The 25,777-nt window shown below is 60.1% G+C and carries 17 protein-coding genes and 1 pseudogene; 6 read left to right on the top strand and 12 right to left on the bottom strand.

Annotated features, from left to right (window positions below; all coding sequences use genetic code 11):
* Positions 1–43: 43 nt before the first annotated feature.
* The 4 genes from BM079_RS06140 to trmA form a co-directional block, all read right to left on the bottom strand.
* Positions 44–1,210, bottom strand: a complete 1,167-nt coding sequence (locus BM079_RS06140) for a hypothetical protein (protein WP_090131807.1) — start codon at positions 1,208–1,210, stop codon at positions 44–46.
* A 115-nt stretch (positions 1,211–1,325) separates the two neighbouring features.
* Positions 1,326–2,150, bottom strand: a complete 825-nt coding sequence (locus BM079_RS06135; protein WP_090131805.1) for an MOSC domain-containing protein — start codon at positions 2,148–2,150, stop codon at positions 1,326–1,328.
* A 100-nt stretch (positions 2,151–2,250) separates the two neighbouring features.
* Entirely contained in the window at positions 2,251–7,095 is a 4,845-nt protein-coding gene (locus BM079_RS06130; protein WP_090131803.1) for an NAD-glutamate dehydrogenase, read from the bottom strand.
* Positions 7,096–7,318: 223 nt separating this feature from the next.
* A complete protein-coding gene (gene trmA, locus BM079_RS06125) occupies positions 7,319–8,428 on the bottom strand; it encodes a tRNA (uridine(54)-C5)-methyltransferase TrmA (RefSeq protein WP_090131801.1) in 1,110 nt (369 codons plus the stop codon).
* A gap of 244 nt (positions 8,429–8,672) precedes the next feature.
* Between trmA and BM079_RS06120 the strand changes: the two genes are divergently transcribed.
* Positions 8,673–9,257, top strand: a complete 585-nt coding sequence (locus BM079_RS06120) for a DsrE family protein (protein ID WP_090131799.1) — start codon at positions 8,673–8,675, stop codon at positions 9,255–9,257.
* A gap of 151 nt (positions 9,258–9,408) precedes the next feature.
* Here the strand turns inward: BM079_RS06120 and BM079_RS06115 are convergent, their stop codons facing one another.
* From BM079_RS06115 to BM079_RS06095, 5 genes and pseudogenes are all read right to left on the bottom strand, one after another.
* Positions 9,409–9,960, bottom strand: a complete 552-nt coding sequence (locus tag BM079_RS06115; protein WP_090131797.1) for a hemerythrin domain-containing protein — start codon at positions 9,958–9,960, stop codon at positions 9,409–9,411.
* Between the two features lie 194 nt (positions 9,961–10,154).
* Positions 10,155–11,504, bottom strand: coding sequence for a replication-associated recombination protein A (locus BM079_RS06110; RefSeq protein ID WP_090131794.1), 1,350 nt, complete (start codon positions 11,502–11,504; stop codon positions 10,155–10,157).
* 57 nt (positions 11,505–11,561) lie between these two features.
* Complete coding sequence (gene lolA, locus BM079_RS06105; RefSeq protein ID WP_090132046.1) at positions 11,562–12,215, bottom strand: outer membrane lipoprotein chaperone LolA; 654 nt, start codon at positions 12,213–12,215, stop codon at positions 11,562–11,564.
* Positions 12,216–12,348: 133 nt separating this feature from the next.
* Complete coding sequence (locus BM079_RS06100; RefSeq protein ID WP_090131792.1) at positions 12,349–16,032, bottom strand: DNA translocase FtsK; 3,684 nt, start codon at positions 16,030–16,032, stop codon at positions 12,349–12,351.
* 184 nt (positions 16,033–16,216) lie between these two features.
* Positions 16,217–18,043, bottom strand: a pseudogene (locus BM079_RS06095) (methyl-accepting chemotaxis protein); the annotation flags it as partial.
* Between the two features lie 265 nt (positions 18,044–18,308).
* On the opposite strand from BM079_RS06095, the gene aat reads away from it, so the two are divergent.
* The 3 genes from aat to infA all read left to right on the top strand — a co-directional run bounded on the left by aat (position 18,309) and on the right by infA (position 20,184).
* Positions 18,309–18,998: a leucyl/phenylalanyl-tRNA--protein transferase gene (aat, locus tag BM079_RS06090; RefSeq protein ID WP_090131789.1), complete on the top strand. Its 690-nt coding sequence runs from the start codon at positions 18,309–18,311 to the stop codon at positions 18,996–18,998.
* A gap of 64 nt (positions 18,999–19,062) precedes the next feature.
* Entirely contained in the window at positions 19,063–19,815 is a 753-nt protein-coding gene (locus BM079_RS06085) for an arginyltransferase (RefSeq protein WP_090131787.1), read from the top strand.
* A gap of 150 nt (positions 19,816–19,965) precedes the next feature.
* Entirely contained in the window at positions 19,966–20,184 is a 219-nt protein-coding gene (gene infA / locus BM079_RS06080; protein WP_007111068.1) for a translation initiation factor IF-1, read from the top strand.
* Positions 20,185–20,373: 189 nt separating this feature from the next.
* Here the strand turns inward: infA and clpA are convergent, their stop codons facing one another.
* From clpA to icd, 3 genes are all read right to left on the bottom strand, one after another.
* On the bottom strand, positions 20,374–22,647 hold the full coding sequence (gene clpA / locus BM079_RS06075; protein ID WP_090131786.1) for an ATP-dependent Clp protease ATP-binding subunit ClpA: 2,274 nt from the start codon (positions 22,645–22,647) through the stop codon (positions 20,374–20,376).
* A 30-nt stretch (positions 22,648–22,677) separates the two neighbouring features.
* Positions 22,678–23,067 carry an ATP-dependent Clp protease adapter ClpS gene (gene clpS / locus BM079_RS06070; RefSeq protein ID WP_090131783.1) on the bottom strand — a complete coding sequence of 130 codons (390 nt, stop codon included), beginning with the start codon at positions 23,065–23,067 and terminating at the stop codon, positions 22,678–22,680.
* Between the two features lie 244 nt (positions 23,068–23,311).
* Positions 23,312–24,574 carry an NADP-dependent isocitrate dehydrogenase gene (gene icd, locus BM079_RS06065; protein ID WP_090131781.1) on the bottom strand — a complete coding sequence of 421 codons (1,263 nt, stop codon included), beginning with the start codon at positions 24,572–24,574 and terminating at the stop codon, positions 23,312–23,314.
* 115 nt (positions 24,575–24,689) lie between these two features.
* Between icd and BM079_RS06060 the strand changes: the two genes are divergently transcribed.
* Positions 24,690–25,298 (top strand): pseudouridine synthase, encoded by a 609-nt coding sequence (locus BM079_RS06060; RefSeq protein ID WP_090131778.1) that lies wholly within the window; start codon positions 24,690–24,692, stop codon positions 25,296–25,298.
* Complete coding sequence (locus tag BM079_RS06055) at positions 25,295–25,768, top strand: NUDIX domain-containing protein (RefSeq protein ID WP_090131775.1); 474 nt, start codon at positions 25,295–25,297, stop codon at positions 25,766–25,768. The genes BM079_RS06060 and BM079_RS06055 overlap by 4 nt, the downstream gene beginning before the upstream one ends.
* Positions 25,769–25,777 lie beyond the last annotated feature (9 nt).

Below are 25,777 nucleotides of genomic sequence, written 5' to 3'. Positions count from 1 at the left end.
AAAGCGAAGGGCCCGGGCTATGCCCTGGGCCCTGCAGGAGGGATTAATCGCCTGGCTGCTCGATACGCAGCGTGAAGCTGTTGGCCCCGCCGCGGACGCCACCGAATTTCTGGCCGCGCACGCGCACGCTGTAAATGCCGGGCTCAAGCGATTCACGCAGATGGAAATCGCCCTGGAAACCACTGCCGCTGTCGCTGGCCACAACATTGCCGTTGCTGTCGACAAGCTCACCGGAAATGCGATAGTTGCCGCTGGAATCCATTGTGAAGCTGTCAACGGTAACGGTACCGGCAGAGACCACTTCGAACTTGAGCACCTCACCGTCGGTACGAATCGGTACATCGCGCAGGATACGTTCGCGGATCGGGGAAGCGTTTTCGGTGCCTTGACCTTGTGCCGACTGTGCCGAGCGGGCCGTATCGTCCCGCTCGCTGCGGGGCGCCGTGCGGATGTCGCCCTGACCTGCCGTCATGCCCTCGGCCTGATCAGCGGTGGTTGACTGCGCGGCCTGCTCCAGCGCCTGTCCCGAGGGACCGGGCTGCGAAACCGTATCATCGGGAGCTGCCGTTTTACTGGCGCTGCGCTGTGACGTACCCACGCCGGCCAGCGTGGCATCTCCCTGAACAGCACCTTCCCTGCCCAGTCGAGCCGGCGTATCGGCATTGTTGCTGGCGGCAGCCGCGCTGGCACTGCCCAGCCGCTCGATGCGGTTGGCATCGGCCAGGCCCTCACCGCGCATATCGGCATCGGAGCGCTGAACAGAGACGGTCACGGACCGGGTCTGATCGCGTGCCGGGCTACGGCTCTGACCGGTGATCACTACGTGGTAGGTGCCCGGTTCGAGCTGATGGCGAATCATCAGCCCGTTGGTCTGATTGTTGCCGCTGGCCGTCGCCAGGGTCTGCCCGCTGTCATCGCGCAGCTCGGCATTGACCTCATAAAGCCCGGAAGTGCCGTGAAAGGCGCGTGCTTCGATAATGTATTCGCCGCCCTGAGTGACGTCGAAATCGTGCGATGCCGGCTTCGACCCCAGGTAGATGGATCGACTCATGGAATCCGTATCGCGCTGCAGGGCATCGGAGATATCCACCTGGCTTGCGGCCTGCTCGGCACGCTTGAGCGCCGGGCTCTTGTCGGCAAGTGCCTGCCCGGAAAGCGTGCCAAGTCCTACGCCCATTCCCAGTGCCAGATACAGGATTGTATTTTTCATGATGTCTCTCGTTGGAATGATCCATGGATACCGATGCAGACAGCGGATGTAATCTCGGCCACTCGGCAAAACGGGCACAGCATAACAAAGCCTGCGTATTTGGCGATGCTTTTGGCTAGTCCATCCGTATCGACATACTCTTATGAAGCCACTGGCCGTCGCCCTGCATGACAACGGCGTTCTCACCGAAAAATGCCCCGCCGCCAGCGACGTGACCCATCGTCATCAGCGTTTTCAGGGGCTCACCGGGCACGGCGATATCGCCGCTGCTCTGATTGATGGTGGTAATCCGACAGCGCTCGCAGGGTTTGCAGAGCCACAGTGACAGCTGATCACCAGCAAGCGTTGTGCTCTCGTGCTCGGCAAAGGCCGGGGTGCCCGAAATGACGATGTTGGGCCGAAAGCGGGACATGGGCAGCGGCGGCAGCGAGCGCGCCTTCAGACGTTCATTGAGCGCCGCCAGCGACGAGGTGGATGTCACCAGCAGCGGATAGCCATCGGCAAAGCCGGTACGGGCGACATGATCGCCCAGCCGCTCTGGGCTGACGCGACGCTGATTGTCCCGTGGCACCCGCTTGAGCCTGACCGAGCGCTCAAAAAAATCGCTCAGCCACCGGGCCGCCTCGTCGCCCTCATCCAGGCCCTGACACTCGGTGCCAAAGATGCGTACGCGTGAAGGCGCCACCTCGGGCGGGGTGAGCGCGATGAAAAGATGGCGTCCGTCCGGCGCCTCAAGAATCAGATGGTGGTCATCGATGGCAGGCACCAGGGTAGCCATGCGCGCGCAGCTTCGCTGGGTCATGAATTCGCCCTTCTCATCGGTGATGACCCAGCGACGATCATGGGCCAGCCCTTCTGCCGTCAGCAGGGATCGGGAGACATCGATGCCGGCCAGCGACTTGACCGGATAGATATGCAGGGAGCTGATGCAGGGCGTCATGAGCCATCATCCAGAGTCAGTGCGGGAAAACAGACCTTAACACATGAAAACGCCGCCCCGTGGGGCGGCGTTGGGTCAGGCGAAGGCTGGACCATTTGCTTCAGACGCCTGACGGCGGGCGCTCGGCAAGTTCTCCCAGCGCGCGTACCGCGACGGTAAAGAGCGCATAGCCCAGCTCGTCGGTGGAGTGAACCTCTTCCAGCAGCGCACACCAGCGCTCGACCGGTGACTTGTGCTGGCTCATCCACTGCTCGACGCAGCGATCGACCTCCTGGTATTCCTCACCGCGCAGAACGCTTGCCGTCAGCGTCAGCTGCTGACGGTCAAGATCGTCACGAAGCGTTTCACGTGCGATGGTCTGCCAGCTGTCGCTGACCTCGAGGCGATTGACCTGCTCGAGCATCCAGGGCAGCGAGAGCTTCTCGCCAATGAGATAGTAGGTATCGGCAACGCGCTCCAGCGAGACGTCGGTGAGCTGCGCGGTATCGATGATGCCAAGACCGGCATACAGGTTTTCGGTCGCGGCCACCCGCTCGGCCAGCGCTTCTGGTACACCGGCCTCGATATAGCGATCCCGCAACGCCAGACACTGACGCTGGGACTCTCCGCGCAGCCTGTCACCGATATTTGCCTGAAGCCGCTCGAGATCCGGCGCGTACTGCCTGACCACCTGCCGGGCGTCACTCTGCATGTGATAGCGCAGAAAATAGCGCGTGGCGCGACGCAGCAGACGCACCAGAGCCAGCATCATGTTGTACTGGATATCGGTATTGACCCGGCTGTCCAGTTCTTCAATCTGCTGCCACAGCGGCTCCAGCCCGAAGCTGTCACGCGCCATGACATAGGCCCTGACTACTTCACCGGCACTGGTTCCGGTAATGTCCATCAGCCGCCGTACGAACGAAATGCCCATGTGGTTGATAACGTCACCGGCCACCTTGGTCGCCACGATCTGATGTCGCAGGCGATGGTTGGCAATCTCCTTGCCGTAGCGCTCGACCAGGGTTGCCGGGAAGGCGCGCTCGGCATGGTCGACGATGCCCGGCTCGCTGGGCACGTCGGACTCGACCAGCAGGCTCTTGAGATCGATCTTGGCATGCGAGATCAGTGACGAGAGTTCCGGATGCGTCAGCCCCTCGCCGCGTTCGGCACGCGAGGCCAGAGTCCCATCATCCGGCAGGGCCTCAAGCTCGCGATCAAGCTGCCCCGTCTCCTCCAGATCGCGGATAAAGCGTCGATAGGGCTCAAGATTTTCTGTCGACAGCAGCCGTGACAGGGAGAGCGCCTGGGTCTGACGGTAGTTATCACCGACCACCAGATCCGCAACCTCATCCGTCATCTGCGCCAGCAGATCGCTGCGCTGCTTGTTGGTCATATCGCCCCGCTCGACCACCTCGTCCAGCAGGATCTTGATGTTGACCTCGTGGTCGGAGCAATTCACGCCGCCGGCGTTATCGATGAAGTCGGTATTGAGACGCACTCCGTGCTGGGCGGCCTCACGACGGCCGAGCTGGGTCACGCCCAGATTGCCGCCTTCACCGACCACGCGACAGCCCAGCTCGCTACCGTTGACCCGCAGCGTATCGTTGGACTTGTCGCCCACGTCGGCATGGCTTTCTTCACTCGACTTGACGTAGGTGCCGATCCCGCCATTCCAGAACAGATCCACCTTCGCCTTCAACAGCGCATGGATCAGCTCGACCGGCGACAGACGAGAAGCCGTAATGCCAAAGCGCGACTTCATGGCCTCGGTGATCTCGATCGACTTGGCATCGCGCGAGAACACGCCACCGCCCTCGCTGATCAGAGAGGTGTCGTAGTCCTCCCAGCTCGAGGTCGCCAGTCCGAACAAACGTTTGCGCTCCTGGAAGGAGGCGGCGCAGTCAGGTTCGGGGTCAATGAAGATATGACGATGGTTGAAAGCCGCTACCAGCTGGATCTTTTCCGACAGCAGCATGCCGTTGCCGAAGACGTCCCCCGCCATGTCGCCAACCCCGAGTACGGTGAAGGGGTCTTCCTGGGTGTTGACGCCCAGTTCACGGAAGTGGCGCTTGACCGCTTCCCAAGCACCACGAGCGGTAATCGCCATGGCCTTGTGGTCATAGCCATTCTTGCCGCCGGAGGCGAAGGCATCGCCCAGCCAGAAGTTGTATTCACGCGCCAGGGCGTTGGCGATATCGGAGAAGGTCGCCGTGCCCTTGTCGGCGGCCACGACCAGATAGGGATCGTCCTCGTCATGGCGCACGACATGCTCGGGCGGCACGACCTGCTTGTCGACCAGGTTATCGGTGATATCGAGCATGCCGCGAATCAGGGTCTGATAGCAGGCGATGCCCTCCTTCTGAATCTCTTCGCGACTGCCGCCGATCGGCGGTTGCTTGCAGATAAAGCCGCCCTTGGCCCCGCTGGGTACGATAACCGAGTTCTTGACGTGCTGCGCCTTGACCAGTCCAAGAATCTCGGTACGAAAATCCTCGAAACGGTCCGACCAGCGCATGCCGCCACGGGAGATGTTGCTGGTACGCAGATGCACCCCTTCCATGCGCGGCGAGTAGACAAAGATCTCATAGAGCGGGCGCGGACGCGGCACGTCGCTGATCCGACGCGTGGCCAGCTTGAAGGAGATGTAGGATTTGGGGCCGCCATCCGCCGTCGGCTGGAAGTAGTTGGTCCGCAGCGTGGCGTCGATCAACTCCATGTAGCGGCGAATCAGCTGGTCATCGTTAAGGCTGGTGACCTCTTCCAGATAGCCCTCGATGCGCTCGCGCACTTTGGCAAGCGCCGTGTCGTCGAGCTGGTCCTGCGGATCGAAGCGACCTCGGAACAGCGTGACCAGCTCACGGGTGATCCCGGCATGCTGGGTCAGGGCCGTGGCGATGTAGTCCTGTGACAGGCCAAAACGCACCTGCTTGAGATAGCGTGCATAGGCCCGCAGCATGGCCACTTCGCGCCAGTCGAGCCTTGCCGAGATGATCAGCCGATTGAAGCTGTCGCTTTCGGCCGCCCCCGACCAGATGCGCGTGAAGGCATCGATGAAGTTGTGGCGCATGCCGTGAAGATCGACCGGCTCGCGTCCCGAGGTTTCCAGATTGAAGTCGTGAATCCAGAACGCGTTATCGGCGCGCTCGATCTCGTAGGGGCGCTCGCTGATGACCCGCAGCCCCATGTGCTCCAGCATCGGCAGCACATCGGACAGCGGTACCGGATCATCGCGATGAAAGAGTTTAAGGTTGACGTCGCTTTCATGCTCGAGCTGACGATAGAGGCTCAGACCGATCGACGCACAGTCATCGAGCCCCTCCATGTGGCCGATATCATAGATGGCGGTACGCGGAGTGAAGTCTTCGCGGTAGCTGCTCGGGAAGGCGTCGCGATAGCGCTCCATCAGGCGATTGGCCGGCTCTTCGCCGTAACCTTCTACCAGCGCTTCGTGCAGATCATCACGCCAGCCACGGGCGATGGCGATGACCTTTTTCTCCAGCGCCCGATTGTCATAGGCCACCGGCCTGTCGTTGTTGAAGCGCAGGATCAGCTGAATACGAGCCAGTACCGATTCGGACAGGTAGGTATTGAAGTCGCCGAAGCTGGCATCAAGCTCTTCACAGAGCATGTTCTGGATGCGCAGACGCAGATCGGTCGAGAAGACGTCGCGTGGCACATAAACCAGACAGGAGTAAAAACGCCCGGAGCGGTCTTCGCGAATGAACAGCCGTACGCGGCGACGCTCGCGGATGCTGAAGATGCCCATGGCCGTGCGACACAGGTCATCCGTGCTCATCTGGAACAGTTCGTCGCGGGGATAGACTTCCAGAATCTGCTGCAGCTGCTTGGCATTGTGCCCTTTCGGGTCGATGCCGGAGGCGTTGAGAACGGCATCGATCTTGCGGCGCAGCACAGGAATGTTGACCGGGCGCTCGTTGTAGACCGACAGCGTATAGAGCCCAAGGAAGTGCCGCTCACCGATCACATCGCCCTGCTCGTTGTGACGCTCGACGATGATGTAATCCGGATAGCTCGGACGATGAATGCGCGACGGCCAGGCGCTCTTGGCAAAGGAGATCAGCTCGGGAATCAGAACATATTCGCCCTGTTCGGCGTCGCTGTCGTTGAACTGATGCGGCTCTTCGTTGTAGCGCTCCCGATCCAGCGTCAGCACCCCGAGCTCACTGCCCTCGGCGCGAACCAGCTGCGAATGACCGTCACGGGTCTCGAGTACGTATTCTTCAAAGCCCAGGAAGGTAAAGTGATCGTCGAGCAGCCAGGACAGAAAGTCACGCGCCTCATCGATATCACGCTCTTCGACAACGCGCGGATGATGCGTGTTCATCTCCTCGAGCGCAGCCTTCGCCTGATCGCGCATGGCGTCAAAATCGGAAACGGCGGACCGCACGTCGGTCAGCACATCCAGGATGTTATTCCGGAGCTCATCAAGCATGGTCGGGTCGGAGTGGCGATCGATCTCGATATAAATGATCGATTCACGCCCTGCCGGCGCCTCGGTGTCGCGCGGCGGCGCAAGGCGGACCAGCCGCTGCTGATCGTCGCGCTCGGTGGCGATGACCGTGTTCAGAATGGCATGGACAGTGAAACCGAGGCGGTTGAGCTCGATGCGGACCGAATCGACCAGAAAGGACATGTCGGAACTGACGACTTCCACCACCGTGTGGGTCGACTGCCAGCCATGTTCCTCGTATTCGGGATTGAACACGCGCACCTTCGGACGGCCGTCCCGCTCGCGCTGCTGCAGGAAAAACCAGGTCGAGAGCGTGGCACCGTAAAGGTCTTCGAAGTGACGCTCTCGCAGGTCTTCATGGCTGGCACCAGCGTAATAGTGGCGCGCAAAGGCGCTGATATTGCGTGCCTGTTCCGGCGCCAGGCGCTCGTCAAGCAGCGCCTCGAGCGCCTTGAAAAAGTCTTCCTTGTTGTCCGGCACTGTACTCTGCATCGGTTCTCCTTGTATCCCGAAAATGCCCATGCATTCTGATGGGGATGATCACCGTGACATCCTAGTTCAGCAAACGCTTTATCCCTACTGTATACCCATTTTTATCATGCCCCATGAGCAAGTGGCATGGGCAAATGATCGACAATGACATGATCGGCATGGCGGCGCCAAAAACGCGCCGGCCCCGCAATGGCAGGGCCGGACCATCCTTCACATCGTGCGCTCAGCGCCGCCTGAGCAGAACCCCGCACTCACAGTGATCGGTGTAGGGAAATTGATCAAAAAGCGCAAAGCGATGGATGGCATGCGTCTGCCCGAGCTGCTCGAGGTTGGCCGCCAGGGTATCGGGATTGCATGAGATATAGACGATATCGTCAAAACGGGCGATCTGCTCACAGCTGTCGGCATCAAGGCCTGCCCTGGGCGGGTCTACCAGCACGGTCGAAAAATCATGGCGTTCAAGGGCCATCTCGCTGACCCGTCGCCCCGTTTTTTCACCCGAGAGGGCCTGAGCGAACTCCTCGCTCGACATGCGGGCCACATGGACGTTATCGGTATCGTTCAGGGCCAGATTGTGCTGCGCCGAGGCCACCGACGTGCGTGAAATTTCGGTGGCCACCACGCGGCGAAAATTGTCGGCAAGCGCGATCGTGAAGTTGCCGTTGCCGCAGTACAGCTCGACCAGATCCGTGTCCCGACGCTGGCCATCTTCGCTGCGGGTGACCGCTCTGGCCCAGTTGAGCATGCTTTCGGCAATATCGGCATTGGGCTGGGTGAAGCTGTTTTCGACCTGCTGATAGCTCAATACCTTTCCGGCCACTTCAAGGTGTTCGGTGACCGACTCGCGCGACAGCACCCGACGCTGCTTGCGCGCCCGGCCGATAATGGCGACATCCAGTGTTTTTTCGAGCTCGCGAGCGGCCTGTTCCCATTCGTCGTCAAGCTTTCGGTGATAGACCAGCGTCATCAGGGCCTCCCCCTCCCGGGTGGTGAGATACTCCACCTGAAACAGACGATGACGCAGCGCCGGAACATCACGGATGGCCTCCACCAGCTGCGTCATCAGGGTGTTGATGCGTCGGCTCGCCACGTCATACTGATCCATGCGCACAGTCTGTTTAACGCCGTCTGTACCCGTTTCAAACATGGCGTGAAAAAGATCATCACCCTCATGCCAGAGGCGAAACTCACAGCGCATACGATAATGGCTGGCCGGTGAGGCAAATACCTCGAGTGGCGGCGCCTTGAAACGCGCGAACTGTTCGGTCATGCGCTGGCGTTTGACGTCCAGCTGCGCGGAGTACTGGTCGGGGTCAACGACGGGTACGCTCAATGTGAAATACCTGGTCCGGCCGTTGCAATAACGGTCATGATGAAAGAGCTCGCCAGTGTAGCGCCTGGCCGACGCAGCTCAAGTGTCGATACGGTCCATTGCCCGGCGACAACCGGGACGACACTGCACTGCCCTGACGAAATCGGTAGACTCGCCACGCCCTGTTGGCTATACCTCGACCGTTGCCCCATCAGGCGCGCTTTTGTCACACAACCACAATGCTTTTCGATTTCAGGGACTCGACATGGTGACTCTTCTCAAGCGGTACTGGATGCTGACGGCACTGGTAGCTGCCGCCCTTCTCATGGTGATTTTTGCCGCGATCATGCCTCGCAAGCCGGAAGCGGGACTCGATCATGCCCGCTTTCCCGCGATCGAAAAATTCGGCGGCATCGCCGATCGTCATGACACGGTAGATGTGCCGGACCCTGACAAGCACTACCGAGTGATCTTTGATGTGGTCAGCGAAAGCGATGATCCGCGCATCATCAACCCGGGACTGATGCGCGTGGCCCGCGCCGTCAATGTCTTTGCCGATGCCGGCGTGCCGCTGGAGAACCTGGAGTTTGTGGCCATCATTCATGGCAACGCGACACGCAGCGTGGTGAATTCCGAGCTTTATGAAAAATGGTTCGGGCTTGAAAATCCCAATGTGGCACTGGTCAGTGCCCTGAAAAAGGCAGGCGTTCAGGTGGCCGTCTGTGGTCAGGTCCTCAGCCACTGGAAGATCGCCGATTCCGAAGTCAATGACGACATCGCCATTACCCCCTCGGCGCTGAGCACGCTGGCCATCTACGGCAATGAAGGGTACGCCTACGAGCGGCTTTAAGTATCCGACACGGTGACCAGGGAAAATGACAAAGGAGCGAGGCGGCATATCGATGCCGCCTCGCTCATGTCTGTACCGTCGTTTCCTGCCCTGTCGCTGCGTGGACTGTCGTTGGCTTGGAAGGCCGGGCCTGCGCCCGGTGAGCCGGCACTCAGGCGACTGCCGGGCGAATGTTGCGAAACTCGGCGTAGAGGTCCGGATACTCCTGCTGCAGACGCGCCAGCTGCGTACGGGCCTGAAGCGGCAGGGTATCGCGCAGCTCGACGTATTCGTCTTCATCAAGACCTGCATCCAGCAGCGGGAACAGATGCTCACGCTCCATGCGCAACACATGCCGATGCGCGTCCAGATAAGTCTTGAGGCGCTCACCAAACAGCGTCATGGGCATGATGGCGTCCATCAGGATATTGTCGAGATCATCTTCCAGATGTCTCAGGCGCTGCCTGAGTTCGCGATACTCACCGGCCAGCTCGCAGATTTCCTGTCCGGTATGCGCGCCGCGCTCGGTCAGGCGATTTCCGCAGAGTGTCTCCAGCGGCACGATGTAATCATTCATGTAGTCCATGATGTAATCACAGGCTTCACGCATGAGGCGAAAGCTGGGGCGCTCTCCGGTCACAAGATAACGATGCTGCAGCGATAGCACATGAAGCAGTCGGGCCATATGCGCATGATCCTGGCGAAGCTGGGTCAACTTGAGCATGGCGGCGTCTCCGGCAGATTTGACGAGATACCAGTCTTGTGCTTTTTGAAGGCGCACGCCACTGACTTTGGTCGCATACGGGGTTCAGAAAATTTAATACCCGCCACAGCCAGCAGGCCCGTGCCCGCGTTAGACACGGCCTCGATCGCGCCATGGCGGGCATGAGATGGCCGCCATGGCGCGTTAATACTTTCTCATGATGATTCGCCGCTGCGTCGATGCGTCGCAGCCCGGTCAAGCCCTTCCAGCCACTCCAGCTTTTCGGCAATGCGTTTTTCAAGACCGCGCTCCACCGGCTGATAATAGCGGGTGCCCACCAGCGGCTCGGGAAAATAGGTTTCACCGGCGGCATAGGCGTGCGGCTCGTCATGGGCATAGCGATATTCATGCCCGTACCCCAGCGATTTCATCAGGGACGTGGGAGCATTACGCAGATGTACCGGCACTTCATGGCCGGGCGTCGAGGCCACATGCGCACGCGCCTGATTGTAGGCAACATAGGCGGCATTGCTCTTCGCGGCGCTGGCGATATAGAGAATGGCCTGAGCGACGGCAAGCTCGCCTTCCGGGCTGCCCAGACGCTCCTGAACCTCCCAGCCATCGAGCGCCAGACGCAGCGCTCGAGGATCGGCATTGCCGATCTCTTCACTGGCCATGCGCACCACGCGGCGGGCGATATAAAGCGGGTCCGCCCCGCCATCGAGCATGCGACAGTACCAGTAAAGGGCAGCATCCGGGGCGCTGCCGCGCACCGATTTGTGCAGCGCCGAAATCTGGTCGTAAAAGAGATCGCCGCCGCGATCGAGGCGCCGGGTACTTTCACCCAGCACCTCCTCGATCACGGCCTGCGACAGCACCGATCTCTCGCCATCACACCCCGCCTCTGCCATGTCAGCGGCAATCTCGAGCAGGTTGAGTGCCCGGCGGGCATCACCGTCGGCCGCCTGAGCCAACAGATTGCGCACGTCGTCGGAGGCCTCGATGCCGGCGTCACCCAGACCGGCAGGCTCGATCAGCGCCCGATCGATCACCTGACGCAGCTCCTCCATGCTCAACGGCTTGAGCACATGAACGCGCGCCCGCGACAGCAGGGCGTTGTTGAGCTCAAAGGAAGGGTTTTCGGTGGTGGCGCCGACAAAGGTGAATACACCCTCCTCGACCCACGGCAGGAAAGCGTCCTGCTGCGCCTTGTTGAAGCGATGCACCTCATCGACGAACAGCAGCGTGCGCTGCCCGGTCTGGCCACGCTGCTGTGCCTCGAATGCCGCGGCACGAATCTCCTTGACCCCCGCCGACACGGCCGAAAGCGTGGCAAAATGCGAGCGGGTATAGCCCGCGATCAACCGTGCCAGCGTGGTCTTGCCAACGCCGGGTGGCCCCCACAGGATCATCGAATAGAGCTGATCCCGCGCCAGCGCTCGCGTCAGAGGTCGGTCCGCCCCCAGCAGATGGGACTGGCCGATGTAGTCTTCCAGCCGGGCCGGACGCAAGCGCGCCGCCAACGGTTGCCCGGGCGGCGCGTCACGATCAAACAGATCACTCATGAGAAAGGCACCTTTGTGCGGGTCATGCCTCCATCATGACAGATCATGCAAGCTCCATCAGGTACCTTCACGCATCACGTCAGCCCCTTCCGGGATCTTGAACTGAAACTGCGACTGGCTGATGTCGGGATTGACCTCGATGTTGCGAAACGAAATTTCCGTACGCTGGCCGGTGCCATCGGTCAGGTCGATGCCGGAGAGACGCTCGTTGTTGAACACCAGCTCAAGCGATTCGAACAGCGTGTCGTTGGAGCGCGGCGAGAGTGCAAAGAACTCGGTGGTTCCCTGCTGGCGCCGTGATACGTTGTAATTTTCGGTCAGCTCACTGGCCTGCCCTGAAAGCAGAAGTGCTGGCGTATGAGTAACGCGCTGATCCAGCGGGCGAATGCTGACCTGCTCGAGATCGGGATCATAGAGATAGACCTTCTGCCCGTCGGACACCACGGTCTGACGATAGGGGTCGGAAACCTCCCAGTTGAAGCGTCCCGGACGCGACAGCCACATGTGACCACTAGCGTTTTGCAGACTGCCGCCGCCGCTGGCGATCTGCTGATTGAAATCAGCCGAATAGGTCTTGAGCGGTTTGAGCAGTGACGTCAGTCGCTCGGCATCGCTGGAGGCTGCCTGAGCAGGCAGCGTCATGCAGGCCGCCATGAGGGCAGCCCCTGTCAGACCCAGTTTACGGGCAAGGCCTTTACGGCCATGAGTCATCAGTGTCATCAAAACATCCTGTCCTTGTTGGCAGAGCGTGCCGTGGTGTCCCTTTGACCTGCCATTGAAAGGCAGGTTCTAACGACCGCCTCGCTGAAACTTAAGATTCAGCGAGACGCCATGGATCGCGCCATCAGTGTGCCGGCGGGGATGCCAGCACCTCCCGGGCACCATTGCTGCCCATGGAGGACACCACACCGGCCATTTCCATTGCCTCGACGAGTCGAGCAGCACGATTGTAACCAATCTTGAAACGACGCTGGACCGAAGAGATCGAAGCGCGACGTGATTCAGTCACATAGGCCACCGCTTCATCGTAAAGTGCATCCTGCTCCGGATCATCGTTGCCTTCCCCTTCGGCTTCAAGCCCCGCCAGCGCATCGGCAGAAACACCGCCGGAGAGAATTTCATCGATATACTCGGGCTCGCCGCGACGCTTCCAGTCATCGACCACGCGATGCACCTCATCGTCATCCACGAAGGCGCCGTGTACGCGCATGGGGATACCGGCACCGGCAGGCAGGTAGAGCATGTCACCATGACCGAGCAGGTGCTCGGCGCCGCCCTGGTCCAGAATCGTGCGCGAATCGATGCGTGAGGACACCTGGAAGGCCATGCGCGTGGGGATGTTGGCCTTGATCAGACCGGTCACCACGTCCACTGATGGGCGCTGGGTGGCCAGAATCAGGTGAATGCCGGCGGCACGCGCCTTCTGGGCGATACGTGCGATCAGTTCCTCAACCTTTTTGCCCACGATCATGAACATGTCAGCAAATTCGTCGATGACCACCACGATGTAGGGCAGCTTTTCCAGCACCGGCGGCTGCTCGTGCATCTCCCAGGGCTGGGGCTCCCAGAGCGGGTCGGCAATCTGCGCGCCGGCCGCGGTCGCCTCGTCGATACGCGCATTGAAGCCGGCCAGGTTGCGCACACCCATGGCCGCCATCAGCTTGTAGCGACGCTCCATTTCGGCCACACACCAGCGCAGCGCGTTGGCGGCCTCCTTCATGTCGGTGACGACCGGGGCCAGCAGATGCGGAATACCATCGTAGACCGACAGTTCCAGCATCTTGGGGTCCACCATGATCATGCGCACTTCATCAGGCGTGGCCTTCAAAAGCATCGAGATCAGCATGGCATTGACGCCGACCGACTTGCCCGAGCCCGTGGTGCCCGCCACCAACAGGTGCGGCATCTTGTTCAGGTTGGCCACGACCGGATTGCCGCCGATGTCCTGACCCAGCGCCACCGTGACCGGGGAACCGGCATCCTGATAGACATCGGAATCAAATACTTCCCGCAGGCGGATCATCGCCCGATTGGGGTTGGGAATCTCGATACCGACCGTCGGGCGCCCCGGAATGATCTCGACCACACGCACACTCTTGACCATCAGCGAGCGCGCCAGGTCCTTGGCCAGATTGCTGATTTTGGAAACCTTCACCCCGGGGGCCGGCTTGATCTCGAAGCGTGTGATGACGGGGCCGGGCCAGGTGTCCACCACCTCCGCCTTGACGCCGTATTCGCGCAGGCGCACTTCCAGAAGCTCGGCCATCTCCTGAAGCTGCTCTTCGGTATAGGTCGGCTCGTGGGATGATGGCGGCGTCAGAAGCGACAGGGACGGCAGCTCGCCCAGCGGCTCATCGTCGGAGTCGTGTGCCGGACGCTGGGTCTGCATCTGCTGCACGGTCCAGAGTGTGGGGCTACTGTCATCCACATCGCTCTCCGGCGCCGGACGCGGTGCGGGAGGGGCAACGCTTTCCGATGTGTCAGTGGCGCGCTCATCAAAGGGTACAGCGACCGGCTCTTCCGGCACTGATGGCGTCGGCGCCTGCGGAGAAGATGGCGACGGTGCCGCCTCAAACGCTGCAGGTGCCGTCGAAGCCGTGTGCTGATCATCGTCGTCTTCAAAGGTCAGCGTCGAGGCCGCAGAAGCGCCGGCCGATGGCTCGATCTCTTCACGCGCGCTCAGCGGCGTCGAGAGTTCGGGCTCATCATCTTCCCAGCTCAACACCGGGCCCTCGTTCTTCTGATCCTGCAGATCATCGACCGGCGAGGTGGTGTGCTCCCCAGCGGAGGTTACGTCCTCCAGCGTCATGTCTTTCGGCGTGGGCTCGGCAGGCCGAGGCGGTACCGGCGCGTCATGTTTAAAGGCGCTGTCGGCTGACACTCTCTGCGGCTCACGCTCGGCTGGCTCGAACGCCGGCGCTGCCGGAATATCAGAACTGTCGTCGTCATCCTCGGCCAGACGCGGCTCGGGAATGACCTCCGGAATCCTGCGACGCGTGACGTCATGGGACGGTGACGCGGCCGGTCGAGGCGTTTCCATCGGCTGCTGTGGTGCCTGCTCGGGCGCCGGCACATCTGCTGCGCGCACGTTATCGCCAGCGTCGTCTTCTACCGCGTTGGAAGCAGCCTCATCCTCTTCTACAGGACGAACCAGCGGTTCCTCTACAGGCGGTGTTCCAAAAGAATCCCTTTCATCGGCAGACGGCGTCGGTGAAGGCGCCGCAGCGTCGAAGGCAGATGCAGACGCTACCGCTGAATCGGTACGCAGACTCACGTCACTGGCTTTCGAGGATGGGGTCAGCGGCGCTTCCGATGAGGCGCTCTCGGGGGTATCTGCCGGAGCGCGCGGCTCGTCCACTGCAGGGGCCGGCTGTGCAGGCGCGCGGTCTTTACGGGCCGTTTCACGCGCCGAGGGGGACTCGTAGGGCTGCTCCCAGGGAATGTCATCATCACCGGTATGCATGCTGGAAACCGGTGCCGGGATGTCATCGGGACCGCGATGACGTGACTGGTGTGCTGACGTCTCCGGCGCTGCCTCATCCTCGAAGAAGTCTTCGTCGTCATGAGCATCGTCTCGACGTCCGGGCATGAAGCGACTCAACAGGCCACTTCGTTCACGTCGGGGGCGGGCATCGTCGACATCCGCTCTCATGCCGGTATCGACGTCGTCATCGTCGTGGCCGAAGTCGAACTCGTCCTCTGCCTGAGCGGCCAGATAAGCCTCACGACGCTCCTGTGCCATCTCACGGCGGCGCTCCCGGAGCTTCGTGCCTGCACTGCCAATCTGCGCGCCGGCCATGCCCAGTCGACGTGCACACCAGCGTACGCCCCGCCAGATGCCGTTGCCGGCTTCATCGATAATGGAAAACCAGGACATGCCGGTCAGAAGCGGCATGCCACACAGAAACGCTGCCAGCGACAGCAGCGTGGTGCCGTGTCGGCCTACCAGCGATGCCAGCGCCGCCGAGACGCCCTCACCGATAATGCCGCCCGATCCGTAGGGCAGGTCGCTACTGGCGTCCTGAAAATGCAGCGCCCCCACGTTACAGGTGGCCAGCATCACCAGCAGCAGTCCACCACCGCGTACGGCCAGCGCCACGGGGTCCCAGACGACGTGGGCTTCCTTCGTCCGCATCAGCCGCCAGGCACCCAGCCCCAGCATGCCGGGCGCCCACAGCGCGCTGGCGCCGAACAGGGAATAAAGGACATCGGAAAGCCATGCGCCGACAGGCCCCATCCAGTTGGTCACCTGCTGATCCGGGCCGCTGTGCGACCAGCTGGGATCGGCCGGCATGTAACTGAAAAGCGCCAGCAGCAGAAAGGCGCAAAGCGCCAGCATGACGATGGCGACCCCTTCCTTGGCGGCGCCCTGAAGTCGGGCACTGAAATGGCGGGCATTATCCCGTGCTTTGGTCACACGCTGTCGGGAGCGCTGTGCTGTGGCGCTTTGGCGCGTTTTCCGCGGGCTGGCGCCGCTTTTGCTGCGACGGGCCTGTGACTGCGACTGTCTGGACTTGCTGGCGCTCAACGGCCATCCCCCCTGCACTCATGCGAGTGTTATGGCTGTACTCTGATGAAGCGTTCGAAGGCCTGATAAAGGCATATTGGCAGGGTAATGACATCAGGTCACACCCTGCCAGAGGCAGGTATCATACCTGGAGACGATGGTACGGCACAGACCCGGCAATTGCAGCCGGGAAATCAGGGAAATGTCAGGCCGGCAGATGAAAGACCCGTACAACCTCGCCGAGTCTGCGGGCCTGCTCGTCCAGATGGCCCGAGGCAGCGGCCGACTGCTCGACCAGCGCGGCGTTATGCTGTGTGGTTTCATCCAGCGTCGCCAGGGCGCTGCTGACCTGCTCAATGCCTTCCAGCTGCTCTTCGCTGGCGTGACTGATCTCCTTGACGATCAGCCCGAGACGCTCCATGCGCGCAGTGATCTCCTCGATCTGCTCGCCGCTTTGCTGAATATGCGCGTTGCCGGTAGTGACCTCTTCGATGGTATGGCGAATCAGCTGACCGATATCGGCAGAAGCCTCGCTGCAGCGGGTCGCCAGACGCCTGACCTCATCGGCCACCACGGTAAAACCTCGGCCGTGGGCACCGGCACGGGCGGCCTCGACCGAGGCATTGAGCGCCAGCAGGTTGGTCTGAAAGGCAATGCCGTCAATGGTGGCAATAATGTCGGACATTTTCGAGGCAGTAGCGTCTAGGTCCCTGAGCGTTACCATGGCACGCCCAAGGCGCTGCTGCCCTTCTCTTGCAGACGTCACCACCTCTTCAGCCATGGCGTCTCCCTGTCGGGCACGCTCGGTGTTCTGACGAACGGTGGCGGTCAGCTCTTCGATGCTGGCCGCCGTCTGCTCGAGACTGGCAGCCTGGCTTTCGGTACGACGCGACAGATCCATGTTGCCACTGGCAATTTCACCCGAAGCGTGGCCGATGCTCTCCACCGACTGGCGCACACGAGTGACAATATCGCGCAACCCGTCACTGATACCGTTCATGGCACCAACCAATGCGCCGATTTCGTCCCTGCGATGGCTATCGAGATGCTGCCTTAGATCGCCGCTGGCCAGATGACCGGCCATTCCCTGTACCCGCGCCAGCGGGTTGCTCAGACTGCGGCGCAGCATGATATAAACGCCCAGCGCCGCCGCCAGCGCCAGTCCCAGCGCTATCAGCAAAGACCAGTTGCGCGCGGTAGCAATCTGCCCATCGATATCATCATTGATGGCCGTGGCCGTTACGATCCATTGCCAGTCAGGGTATTGCATGAAATAAGTGGTGCGGCGTGAATGATCCTGATTGGCCAGTTGATATTCAAAAAGGCCACGCTGCCCTTCAAAAAGCGGCTTGAAGGCAGGGTTGCCCTCGACATCAAGCACATCGTTCAGGGAATGACCCTCGCTGTCGCTACCGGCGACCACACTGCCATTGTCGGCATTGATGATCATGAAGTAACCGTTATCTCCGATACTCAGCGCACGCACCCGGGCCTTGAAGCTCTCCAGATCTTCGGTAATGTCCACCCCGATAAAGCTCGCCCCCACCACACGCCCCTGGGCGTCATGAATGGGCTCATAGCGAGTGATGTAGGGCGTGCCAAACAGCGTGGCAATTCCCGAGTAGACACGGTTTTCCATCAGGGCACGATAGCTTGCGCCATTGCGATCAAGCAGCGTGCCTATGGCACGAGCGCCCTGATCATTTTTGAGAGAAGTATTCACCCGCACAAAATCATCACCGGTGCGGGCAAAAATGGTAATCGGTGTGCCAGTACGCTGGGTAAAGTCATCCACCCTCTGAGTGTCCATGTTGATCACTCCACGCTGGTCCATCAACAACGGCGTCTGACGAGCATTGATCTCCATGGTCTGATCAGCATCGAGCACAAAGGGCGGGGCCAGACCGTCGGTCTGAAACAGCTTTAAAAAGCGCGCACTCTGCTGTTGCAGGCTCTGATCGAAAAGCGCAACGGAATCGGTAAACTGCTGCGTCTGTTGTTGCATGCTACTCGCGGCCTGCTCACGAAGCGCACGGGCACTTGAAGATGATAAGCCCCAGCTCAATGCAACAAAGCCTGCAACAGCTGCCAGACCGATGATCAGCGCCAGGCGTGAGCCGATACTCATGCGCCTCAGATAACTTCCCATGATGAATGTCCGATGATGGATAATGTTGTTGTCAGAATCCGGCAAACCTTTCCACAAACCATTTCGGCCGTGACGGACAAAACTAAAGAGAGATTGGTGTGCCACCGGGAGAACGCAGCGCCCGATCGCTCATCCATGGAAGGTGATCATGATTGACTGGCTCCACCCCGAAAATGTCGACTTTCCACCGCTGGACAACGCACTGGAAACGCCCAATGGTCTTTTGGCCGCGGGTGGCTCGTTGACGCCGGACTGGCTGCTGGCAGCCTATCGACGTGGCATTTTCCCGTGGTTCAACGAGGACGACCCCATTCTCTGGTGGTCGCCCGACCCCAGAATGGTGCTGTTCCCCGACGAACTTCGCGTGCGGCGCAGTCTGTCCAAGCGACTTCGCAATTCGGGTCTTGAGGCGACGTTTGATCAGGCATTCGAAGCGGTGATCACGCAGTGCGCTGCTCAGCGACAGGCGCAGGAAGGCACATGGATTTCCTCTGAGGTGATCAACGCTTATGTGACCATGCATCAGCTGGGTCATGGCCACAGCGTCGAAATATGGGAAGGTGACACGCTAGTGGGAGGACTTTACGGCATCCTGATGGGACGCGTATTTTTTGGTGAGTCAATGTTCTCGATACGTCCGGACAGCTCCAAGATTGCGCTGGTAAAGCTGGTAGAGTGGCTGCTTGATCAGCATGATCTGGCGCTTGTCGACTGCCAGATGCATACCTCACACCTGGCCAGCATGGGGGCACGTGATATTTCGCGGGAGCAGTTCAACACCCTGCTCAGGCGTCATATTCCGAACGCCCTTCAAGAACCCATGGTATCGCGCCGATAACGATAGCCGTGACCAGATCATTGACGTTGCAGGCCCCGGATTCCCTTTTTGGACGTTGCGCCCATTGAACAGCTCAAGCCTTCATTCCCCGCTTCAGGAACTGCGATTTTTCCTGACAGAACCCCATGACTGCAGCTATCTGGGCGTCCACAAGGCCACAACGCTGTTCATGGACCCACAGACGCCCGTGGATCACGACGTCTACAGTGCGTTGACCCTGATGGGCTTTCGGCGCAGCGGTACGCATCTCTATCGCCCACACTGTCAGACGTGCAACGCCTGCGTTTCGGTACGGGTGCCGGTCGGTGACTTTACGCCCGATCGCTCCCTCAAGCGGACCGAGCGCAACAATCAGGATCTGATCGCCATCGAGCGCCCTGCCCTGTTTGACGATGAACACTATGCACTCTATGAACGCTATATCGGGGCGCGCCACAGCGATGGCGAAATGTATCCACCCAGCGAAAATCAGTACCGCGCCTTTTTGAACGTCGCCAACGACTTTTCACGACTGGTGGAATTTCGCCTGTCGGGAAGGCTTGTGGCCGTAGCAGCAGTGGATTTTCTGACTCATGGTCTCTCCGCCATCTATACCTTTTTCGATCCCGACGATGCCTTTCAGTCAAGATCGCTGGGCAGCTGGGCAGTGATCTGGCAGATTCGCCGGGCACAGGCACTGGGGCTCAAGCACGTTTATCTGGGGTACTGGATCAGGGAAAGTCGGAAGATGGGCTACAAGCAGCGCTTCAAACCACTGGAGTTTTTGCACGGGCATCGCTGGCACCGCAACATTACCCTCGTTCAGACCCATCACTGACACGCCATCCTGCAGCGACTTTGCGCTTCAGGCAGGTATCAGGCAAAATATCGCTCGTTCAGTCCGCCATCATTCACATTGCCTGACCTTTCGGCCGGCAGGAATGCCCTGATGGCGTGCTCTTATTACGATTATCGGGGACTACATCATATGGCAAGAGAAGATCATATTGAAATGGAAGGCGTGATTGTCGATACGCTTCCCAACACCATGTTTCGCGTCGAGCTTGAAAACGGCCACGTCGTGACTGCGCACATCTCCGGCAAGATGCGCAAGAACTACATCCGCATTCTGACCGGCGACAAGGTCAAGGTAGAACTGACGCCTTACGACCTCTCCAAGGGCCGTATCGTCTACCGCTCTCGCTAAGGACGCGATGCGTCCTTTTCCCGGCACGCCCCTCCTCGCCTCCCTTGTCGTCTCGCGACACCGACTTTTTCGGACCGACCGATAGCTCATCCCCTGATGGATAGCGTCTGATCCGACGTCCATTCTCGCGCACAAAAAAACGCCCCGTCCGAAGACAGGGCGTCAGTGACTGCAGGCACGGCGTGCCGATCAGGCGGGCTGCTCGGCAGCAGCCGACAGCTGCAGCTCTCCATCCTCCAGTGTGACGTGTACCGTGCCACCCTGCTCGGCCAGATCCCCAAAGAGAATCATCTCTGCCAGCGGCTTTTTCAGCTTTTCCTGAATCAGTCGCGCCATTGGGCGTGCCCCCATCTGCGGGTCGTAGCCATGCTCGGCCAGCCAGCCGCGAGCCTCTTCATCCACATCCAGCTGCACACGCTTTTCGTCCAGCTGCGCCTGAAGCTCGACCAGGAACTTGTCGACCACGCTGCGCACCACTTCGGCGTCGAGGTGGCTGAACTGGATGATGCTGTCGAGGCGGTTACGGAACTCAGGCGTGAAGGTGCGGCGAATCACTTCCATGGCGTCGGTCGAGTGGTCCTGGGTCTGGAAGCCGATCGAACGACGCGAGGCCTGCTCGGCACCGGCATTGGAGGTCATCACCAGGATCACGTTGCGGAAGTCCGCTTCGCGACCGTTGTTGTCAGTCAGCTTGCCGTGGTCCATCACCTGCAGCAGCAGATTAAAGACATCCGGATGCGCCTTTTCGATTTCATCAAGCAGCAGTACGCAGTGCGGGTTCTTGGTGACGGCCTCGGTCAGCAGACCGCCCTGGTCATAGCCGACATAACCCGGAGGCGCACCGATCAACCGCGATACGGTATGACGCTCCATGTACTCGGACATGTCAAAACGCACCAGCTCGATACCCATGATCTGGGCCAGCTGTCGAGCCACCTCGGTCTTGCCCACCCCGGTCGGGCCGGCAAACAGGAAGTTGCCCACCGGCTTGTCAGGAGATCCCAACCCGGCACGGGAGAGCTTGATGGCCGACGACAGGCTGTCGATGGCCTCGTTCTGCCCGAAGACCAGCATCTTGAGGTTACGATCCAGATCGGCCAGCAGCTTGCGATCAGAGCTGGAGACGCTCTTGGGCGGAATACGTGCAATGGAAGCCACGATCGACTCGATCTGCTCGACGTCAATCTGTGACAGACGCGCCTCGGCCGGCAGCAGACGCTGGTGAGCGCCAGCCTCATCAATGACATCAATGGCCTTGTCAGGCAGATAGCGATCATTGATGTAGCGCGAGGCCAGGCGAACGGCCGCTTCCATCGCCGCATCGGTGTATTTGAGCTGATGGTGCTCCTCGAAACGGCCTCGCAGCCCTTTCAGGATGCGAATGGCATCATCAACCGTCGGCTCCAGTACGTCCACTTTCTGGAAACGCCGTGCCAGAGCTCGATCCTTTTCAAAGATGCCGCGGAATTCCTGAAATGTAGTCGAACCGATGCAGCGCAGCTCACCCGAGGACAGCATGGGCTTGAGCAGGTTGGACGCGTCCATCACACCACCGGAGGCCGCACCGGCACCGATGATGGTGTGGATTTCGTCGATGAACAGAATCGAGTTGGGCTCTTTCTTGAGCTCGGCCAGCAACCCCTTCAAGCGCTTCTCGAAGTCACCGCGGTATTTGGTCCCCGCCAGCAGCGCGCCCATGTCGAGTGAATACACCACGGCGTCGCTGATGACGTCCGGCACATCCTCTTCAACGATGCGCTTGGCGAGCCCTTCAGCGATGGCGGTCTTGCCGACACCGGCCTCGCCCACCAGCAGCGGGTTGTTCTTGCGACGACGCGCCAGAATCTGCACCACACGCTCAAGCTCGTGATCACGGCCGACCAGCGGATCGATGCGACCGATACGGGCCTGCTCATTGAGATTGGTCGCATAGCCGGTCAGCGGATGAGAAGACGCATCTCCCGAGGCCTCTTCAGCGTCTTCGGACTCGCTGCTGCTATTGTGCTGACTCTGCTGGTTGTGACCCGACACCTTGGCGATGCCGTGCGCGATGTAGTTGACCGCATCAACGCGTGCCACGTTCTGCTGCTTGAGGAAATAGACGGCCTGACTTTCCTGCTCGGAAAAAATGGCCACCAGCACGTTGGCACCGGTCACTTCCGATTTACCGGACGACTGAACGTGGAAGACTGCCCGCTGCAGCACACGCTGAAAGCCCAGCGTGGGCTGGGTTTCACGGTCGTCCTGATCCTCGGGGATCAGCGGCGTGGTGGTATTGATGAAGTCCTGCAGATCGGTACGGAGCTTGTCGAGGTTGGCACCACAGGCCCGCAATACATCTGCCGCCGAAGCATTGTCCAGCAATGCCAGCAGCAGGTGCTCAACAGTCATGAACTCGTGGCGCTTTGAACGCGCCACGGTAAATGCGGTGTTCAGGGTCAATTCAAGTTCTTTGCTCAACATGGCAGTCCCCTCTTGGCCGCTGCAGACGAGTCAGTCTGCCCGGTCGATATCGCACAGCAATGGATGCTGGCATTCTCGAGCGTATTGATTGACCTGCTGGCTCCTGGTTTCCGCAATATCACGGGTATAGATGCCACAGGTCGCCTTACCCTGAGTGTGTACGGCCAGCATGATCTGTACCGCCTTCTCGTGATCCATGGCAAAAAAGGTCTGAAGTACTTCGACGACAAACTCCATGGGCGTGTAGTCGTCATTGTGAAGTACCACCTTGTAAAGTGGCGGTTCTTCAAGCTCCGGATCGCTGGTCTGCTCGGAAACATCCCCCTGCTCCTGATGATCATGGTCAGGAGGTGTCATGCCTGCGTGTGCGACCGTATTACGAAAATCGCAGTGAAGTGCCTCACTATCTATCTTGAACATATGTGCCCGGATCAATGAAAACAAGCGGAAAGATGATTGATTGCACTCATCGAGCCAACAGTTAGAGCGCTAACAAGCCTCTGTGTTCCCCTTAAAGATGGTGCTGGCCTGCCGGCGATGCAAGCGCGTGGCAGGAAAATCAGTATCTCATGACGTCATGGTGCCACGAGAGACACCACAATGCGCCATGCAGTAGACGTTTGGACAACGCCGCCTCGATGTCGACGGCATCAGACGCTCATGGTCAGGCGGGCATATTGCGCACCACAGCCTCGGCGAACTCCGTAGTCCCAAGAAGCCTTGCCTGCGTCATGACCTGATGAAAGTCACCGGTGACGTCACCTTTGGCGATCGTTGCCTCCATGGCGTTGATGATGCGCTCTGCCGCCTCGTCCCAGCCGAGATAGCGCAGCATCATTTCCGCCGACAGGATCAGTGATCCCGGATTGGCGCTGTTGTGACCTGCCAGCTTAGGCGCCGTACCGTGGGTGGCCTCGAACATGGCCACGGCGTCACCGCGGTTGGCACCGGGCGCAATACCGATACCGCCCACCTGAGCCGCCAGAGCATCGGACAGGAAATCGCCGTTGAGATTCAGCGTGGCGATCACATCAAACTGCTCGGGGTGCAGCAGCACCTCCTGAAGCATGGCATCGGCGATCACGTCCTTGATGACGATGCTGGTACCGTCGCGCGGGTTTTCCATGGAGAGCCACGGGCCACCATCCAGCGGTATCGCTCCGAACTCATCACGCGCCACCTCATAGCCCCACTGCTTGAAGGCACCTTCGGTGAACTTCATGATGTTGCCCTTGTGCACCAGCGTCACTGAGTCACGACCGTTGTCGATGGCGTAGCGGATCGCCTTGCGCACCAGCCGCTTGCTGCCCTCTTCCGACACCGGCTTGATGCCGATACCGCACTGTTCGGTGAAACGGATATTGTCGACCTGCATCTCTTCCTGCAGAAACCGGATCAATTTGCGGTTTTCCTCGGTTCCGGCCTGCCATTCGATCCCGGCGTAAATGTCCTCGGCGTTTTCCCGAAAGATCACCATGTCGACATTCTGCGGCTGACGCACCGGGCTGGGGACGCCCTTGAACCAGCGCACCGGGCGCTCGCAGACATAGAGATCCAGCGTCTGGCGCAGCGTCACGTTCAGTGATCGCATGCCGCCACCGACCGGCGTGGTCAGCGGCCCCTTGATGGACACCACATGATCCCTGACGGCCTCGAGCGTCTCCTGCGGCAGCCAGACATCATCACCGTAGACACGCGTTGCCTTCTCGCCGGCATACACTTCCATCCACTGGATTTCACGCTGGCTGCCGTAAGCGCTCGCCACGGCGGCATTGACCACCCGCTGCATGGCCGGAGTGATATCGGCACCGATACCATCTCCCTCGATAAAGGGAATGATGGGCCGATCCGGCACGTCAAGCGTGGCATCATGGTTGACCGTGATAACACGACCGTTTTCGGGAATGCTGATATTGCCGCTGGGCATGGCGATACTCCGACGTGAAGTAATGAGAACACAGGGTGTCGTACTGAAAGATGACCTCAATATAGCATCCAGAGCCCGTCATCGCGTAGAGGTTGTCGACAATCGGAACGTATTAATGAGCCTACTCTATCTTTTTCACAAGCCCTTTCAGGTGCTGACCCAGTTCACGGATTCCCGGGGGCGCGACACGCTGGCCAACTGGCTCGACATCCCTGACATTTACCCGGCCGGCCGTCTGGATCATGACAGTGAGGGACTGTTGCTGCTGACCGATGACGGCCAGCTGTCTCATCGGATCACACATCCGGATCACAAGCAGCCCAAGACCTATCTTGTACTGGTAGAAGGTCAGCCTGATGACAATGCCCTTAAAGCGCTGACTAAAGGCGTGACCCTCAAGGATGGCCCGACCCGGCCGGCCAGAGTGCGGCGAATCACATCGCCACGGGTCTCAGACCGGGACCCGCCGGTGCGTTATCGGGCCAACATTGTTGACACATGGCTTGAAATCACGATTACGGAGGGGCGTAACCGCCAGGTCCGCCGCATGACCGCGCACGTGGGCCACCCTACCCTGCGTCTGATCCGCACTGCCATCGGCCAGTGGACGCTGGGAACCCTCGCGCCGGGCGAATGGCGACGCGAGACCATCCATATGCCCCGCACCATTCGATCAACGCCTGCTCGTGCCAGACGTGACAGGCCACGAAGGAAACCCGAATGAATCGATTTCTGCCTCACGTGACGGTCGCCGCCGTCGTGGCCGACCGCGACCGTTTTTTGCTGGTCGAGGAGCACGATCGCATGAATACGGCTTCTACCATCACGTTGTTCAATCAGCCGGCCGGCCACCTGGAAGCCGAGGAATCCCTGATCGACGCCGTATATCGGGAGACCCTCGAAGAGAGCGGCTGGGAGATCACGCTGGTGGGCTATCTGGGCCTTTACATCAATACGGCCCCCAATGGCGTGGTCTATCACAGCCATACCTTTCTGGCCCGGCCAGAGCGCCGGGTCAGCCAGATACTTGATGAAGGCATTACCCGGGCTGACTGGTACTCGTTGACTGATATCGAGACGCTCGAGCGTCACGGCCGACTCAGAAGCCCGCTGGTGGCCAGACGCATTCGCGATGCACTTGAAGATCCTGTCTATCCGCTGGACCTGATTCGGGATCTGAACCATCCGACATGACGCCATGAA

Source organism: Kushneria avicenniae (genome assembly GCF_900112585.1).
GTDB lineage: Bacteria > Pseudomonadota > Gammaproteobacteria > Pseudomonadales > Halomonadaceae > Kushneria > Kushneria avicenniae.
This window is presented reverse-complemented; position numbering and strand designations above follow the sequence as displayed.

Coding starts and splice junctions, on each gene's coding strand:
- BM079_RS06140 (WP_090131807.1), bottom strand. CDS start 1,210: ATGAAAAATACAATCCTGTATCTGGCACTGGGAATGGGCGTAGGACTT.
- BM079_RS06120 (WP_090131799.1), top strand. CDS start 8,673: ATGGTGACTCTTCTCAAGCGGTACTGGATGCTGACGGCACTGGTAGCT.
- BM079_RS06115 (WP_090131797.1), bottom strand. CDS start 9,960: ATGCTCAAGTTGACCCAGCTTCGCCAGGATCATGCGCATATGGCCCGA.
- BM079_RS06055 (WP_090131775.1), top strand. CDS start 25,295: ATGAATCGATTTCTGCCTCACGTGACGGTCGCCGCCGTCGTGGCCGAC.
- aat (WP_090131789.1), top strand. CDS start 18,309: ATGATTGACTGGCTCCACCCCGAAAATGTCGACTTTCCACCGCTGGAC.
- clpS (WP_090131783.1), bottom strand. CDS start 23,067: ATGTTCAAGATAGATAGTGAGGCACTTCACTGCGATTTTCGTAATACG.
- clpA (WP_090131786.1), bottom strand. CDS start 22,647: ATGTTGAGCAAAGAACTTGAATTGACCCTGAACACCGCATTTACCGTG.
- BM079_RS06110 (WP_090131794.1), bottom strand. CDS start 11,504: ATGAGTGATCTGTTTGATCGTGACGCGCCGCCCGGGCAACCGTTGGCG.
- BM079_RS06135 (WP_090131805.1), bottom strand. CDS start 2,150: ATGACGCCCTGCATCAGCTCCCTGCATATCTATCCGGTCAAGTCGCTG.
- lolA (WP_090132046.1), bottom strand. CDS start 12,215: ATGACTCATGGCCGTAAAGGCCTTGCCCGTAAACTGGGTCTGACAGGG.
- infA (WP_007111068.1), top strand. CDS start 19,966: ATGGCAAGAGAAGATCATATTGAAATGGAAGGCGTGATTGTCGATACG.
- icd (WP_090131781.1), bottom strand. CDS start 24,574: ATGCCCAGCGGCAATATCAGCATTCCCGAAAACGGTCGTGTTATCACG.
- BM079_RS06060 (WP_090131778.1), top strand. CDS start 24,690: ATGAGCCTACTCTATCTTTTTCACAAGCCCTTTCAGGTGCTGACCCAG.
- BM079_RS06130 (WP_090131803.1), bottom strand. CDS start 7,095: ATGCAGAGTACAGTGCCGGACAACAAGGAAGACTTTTTCAAGGCGCTC.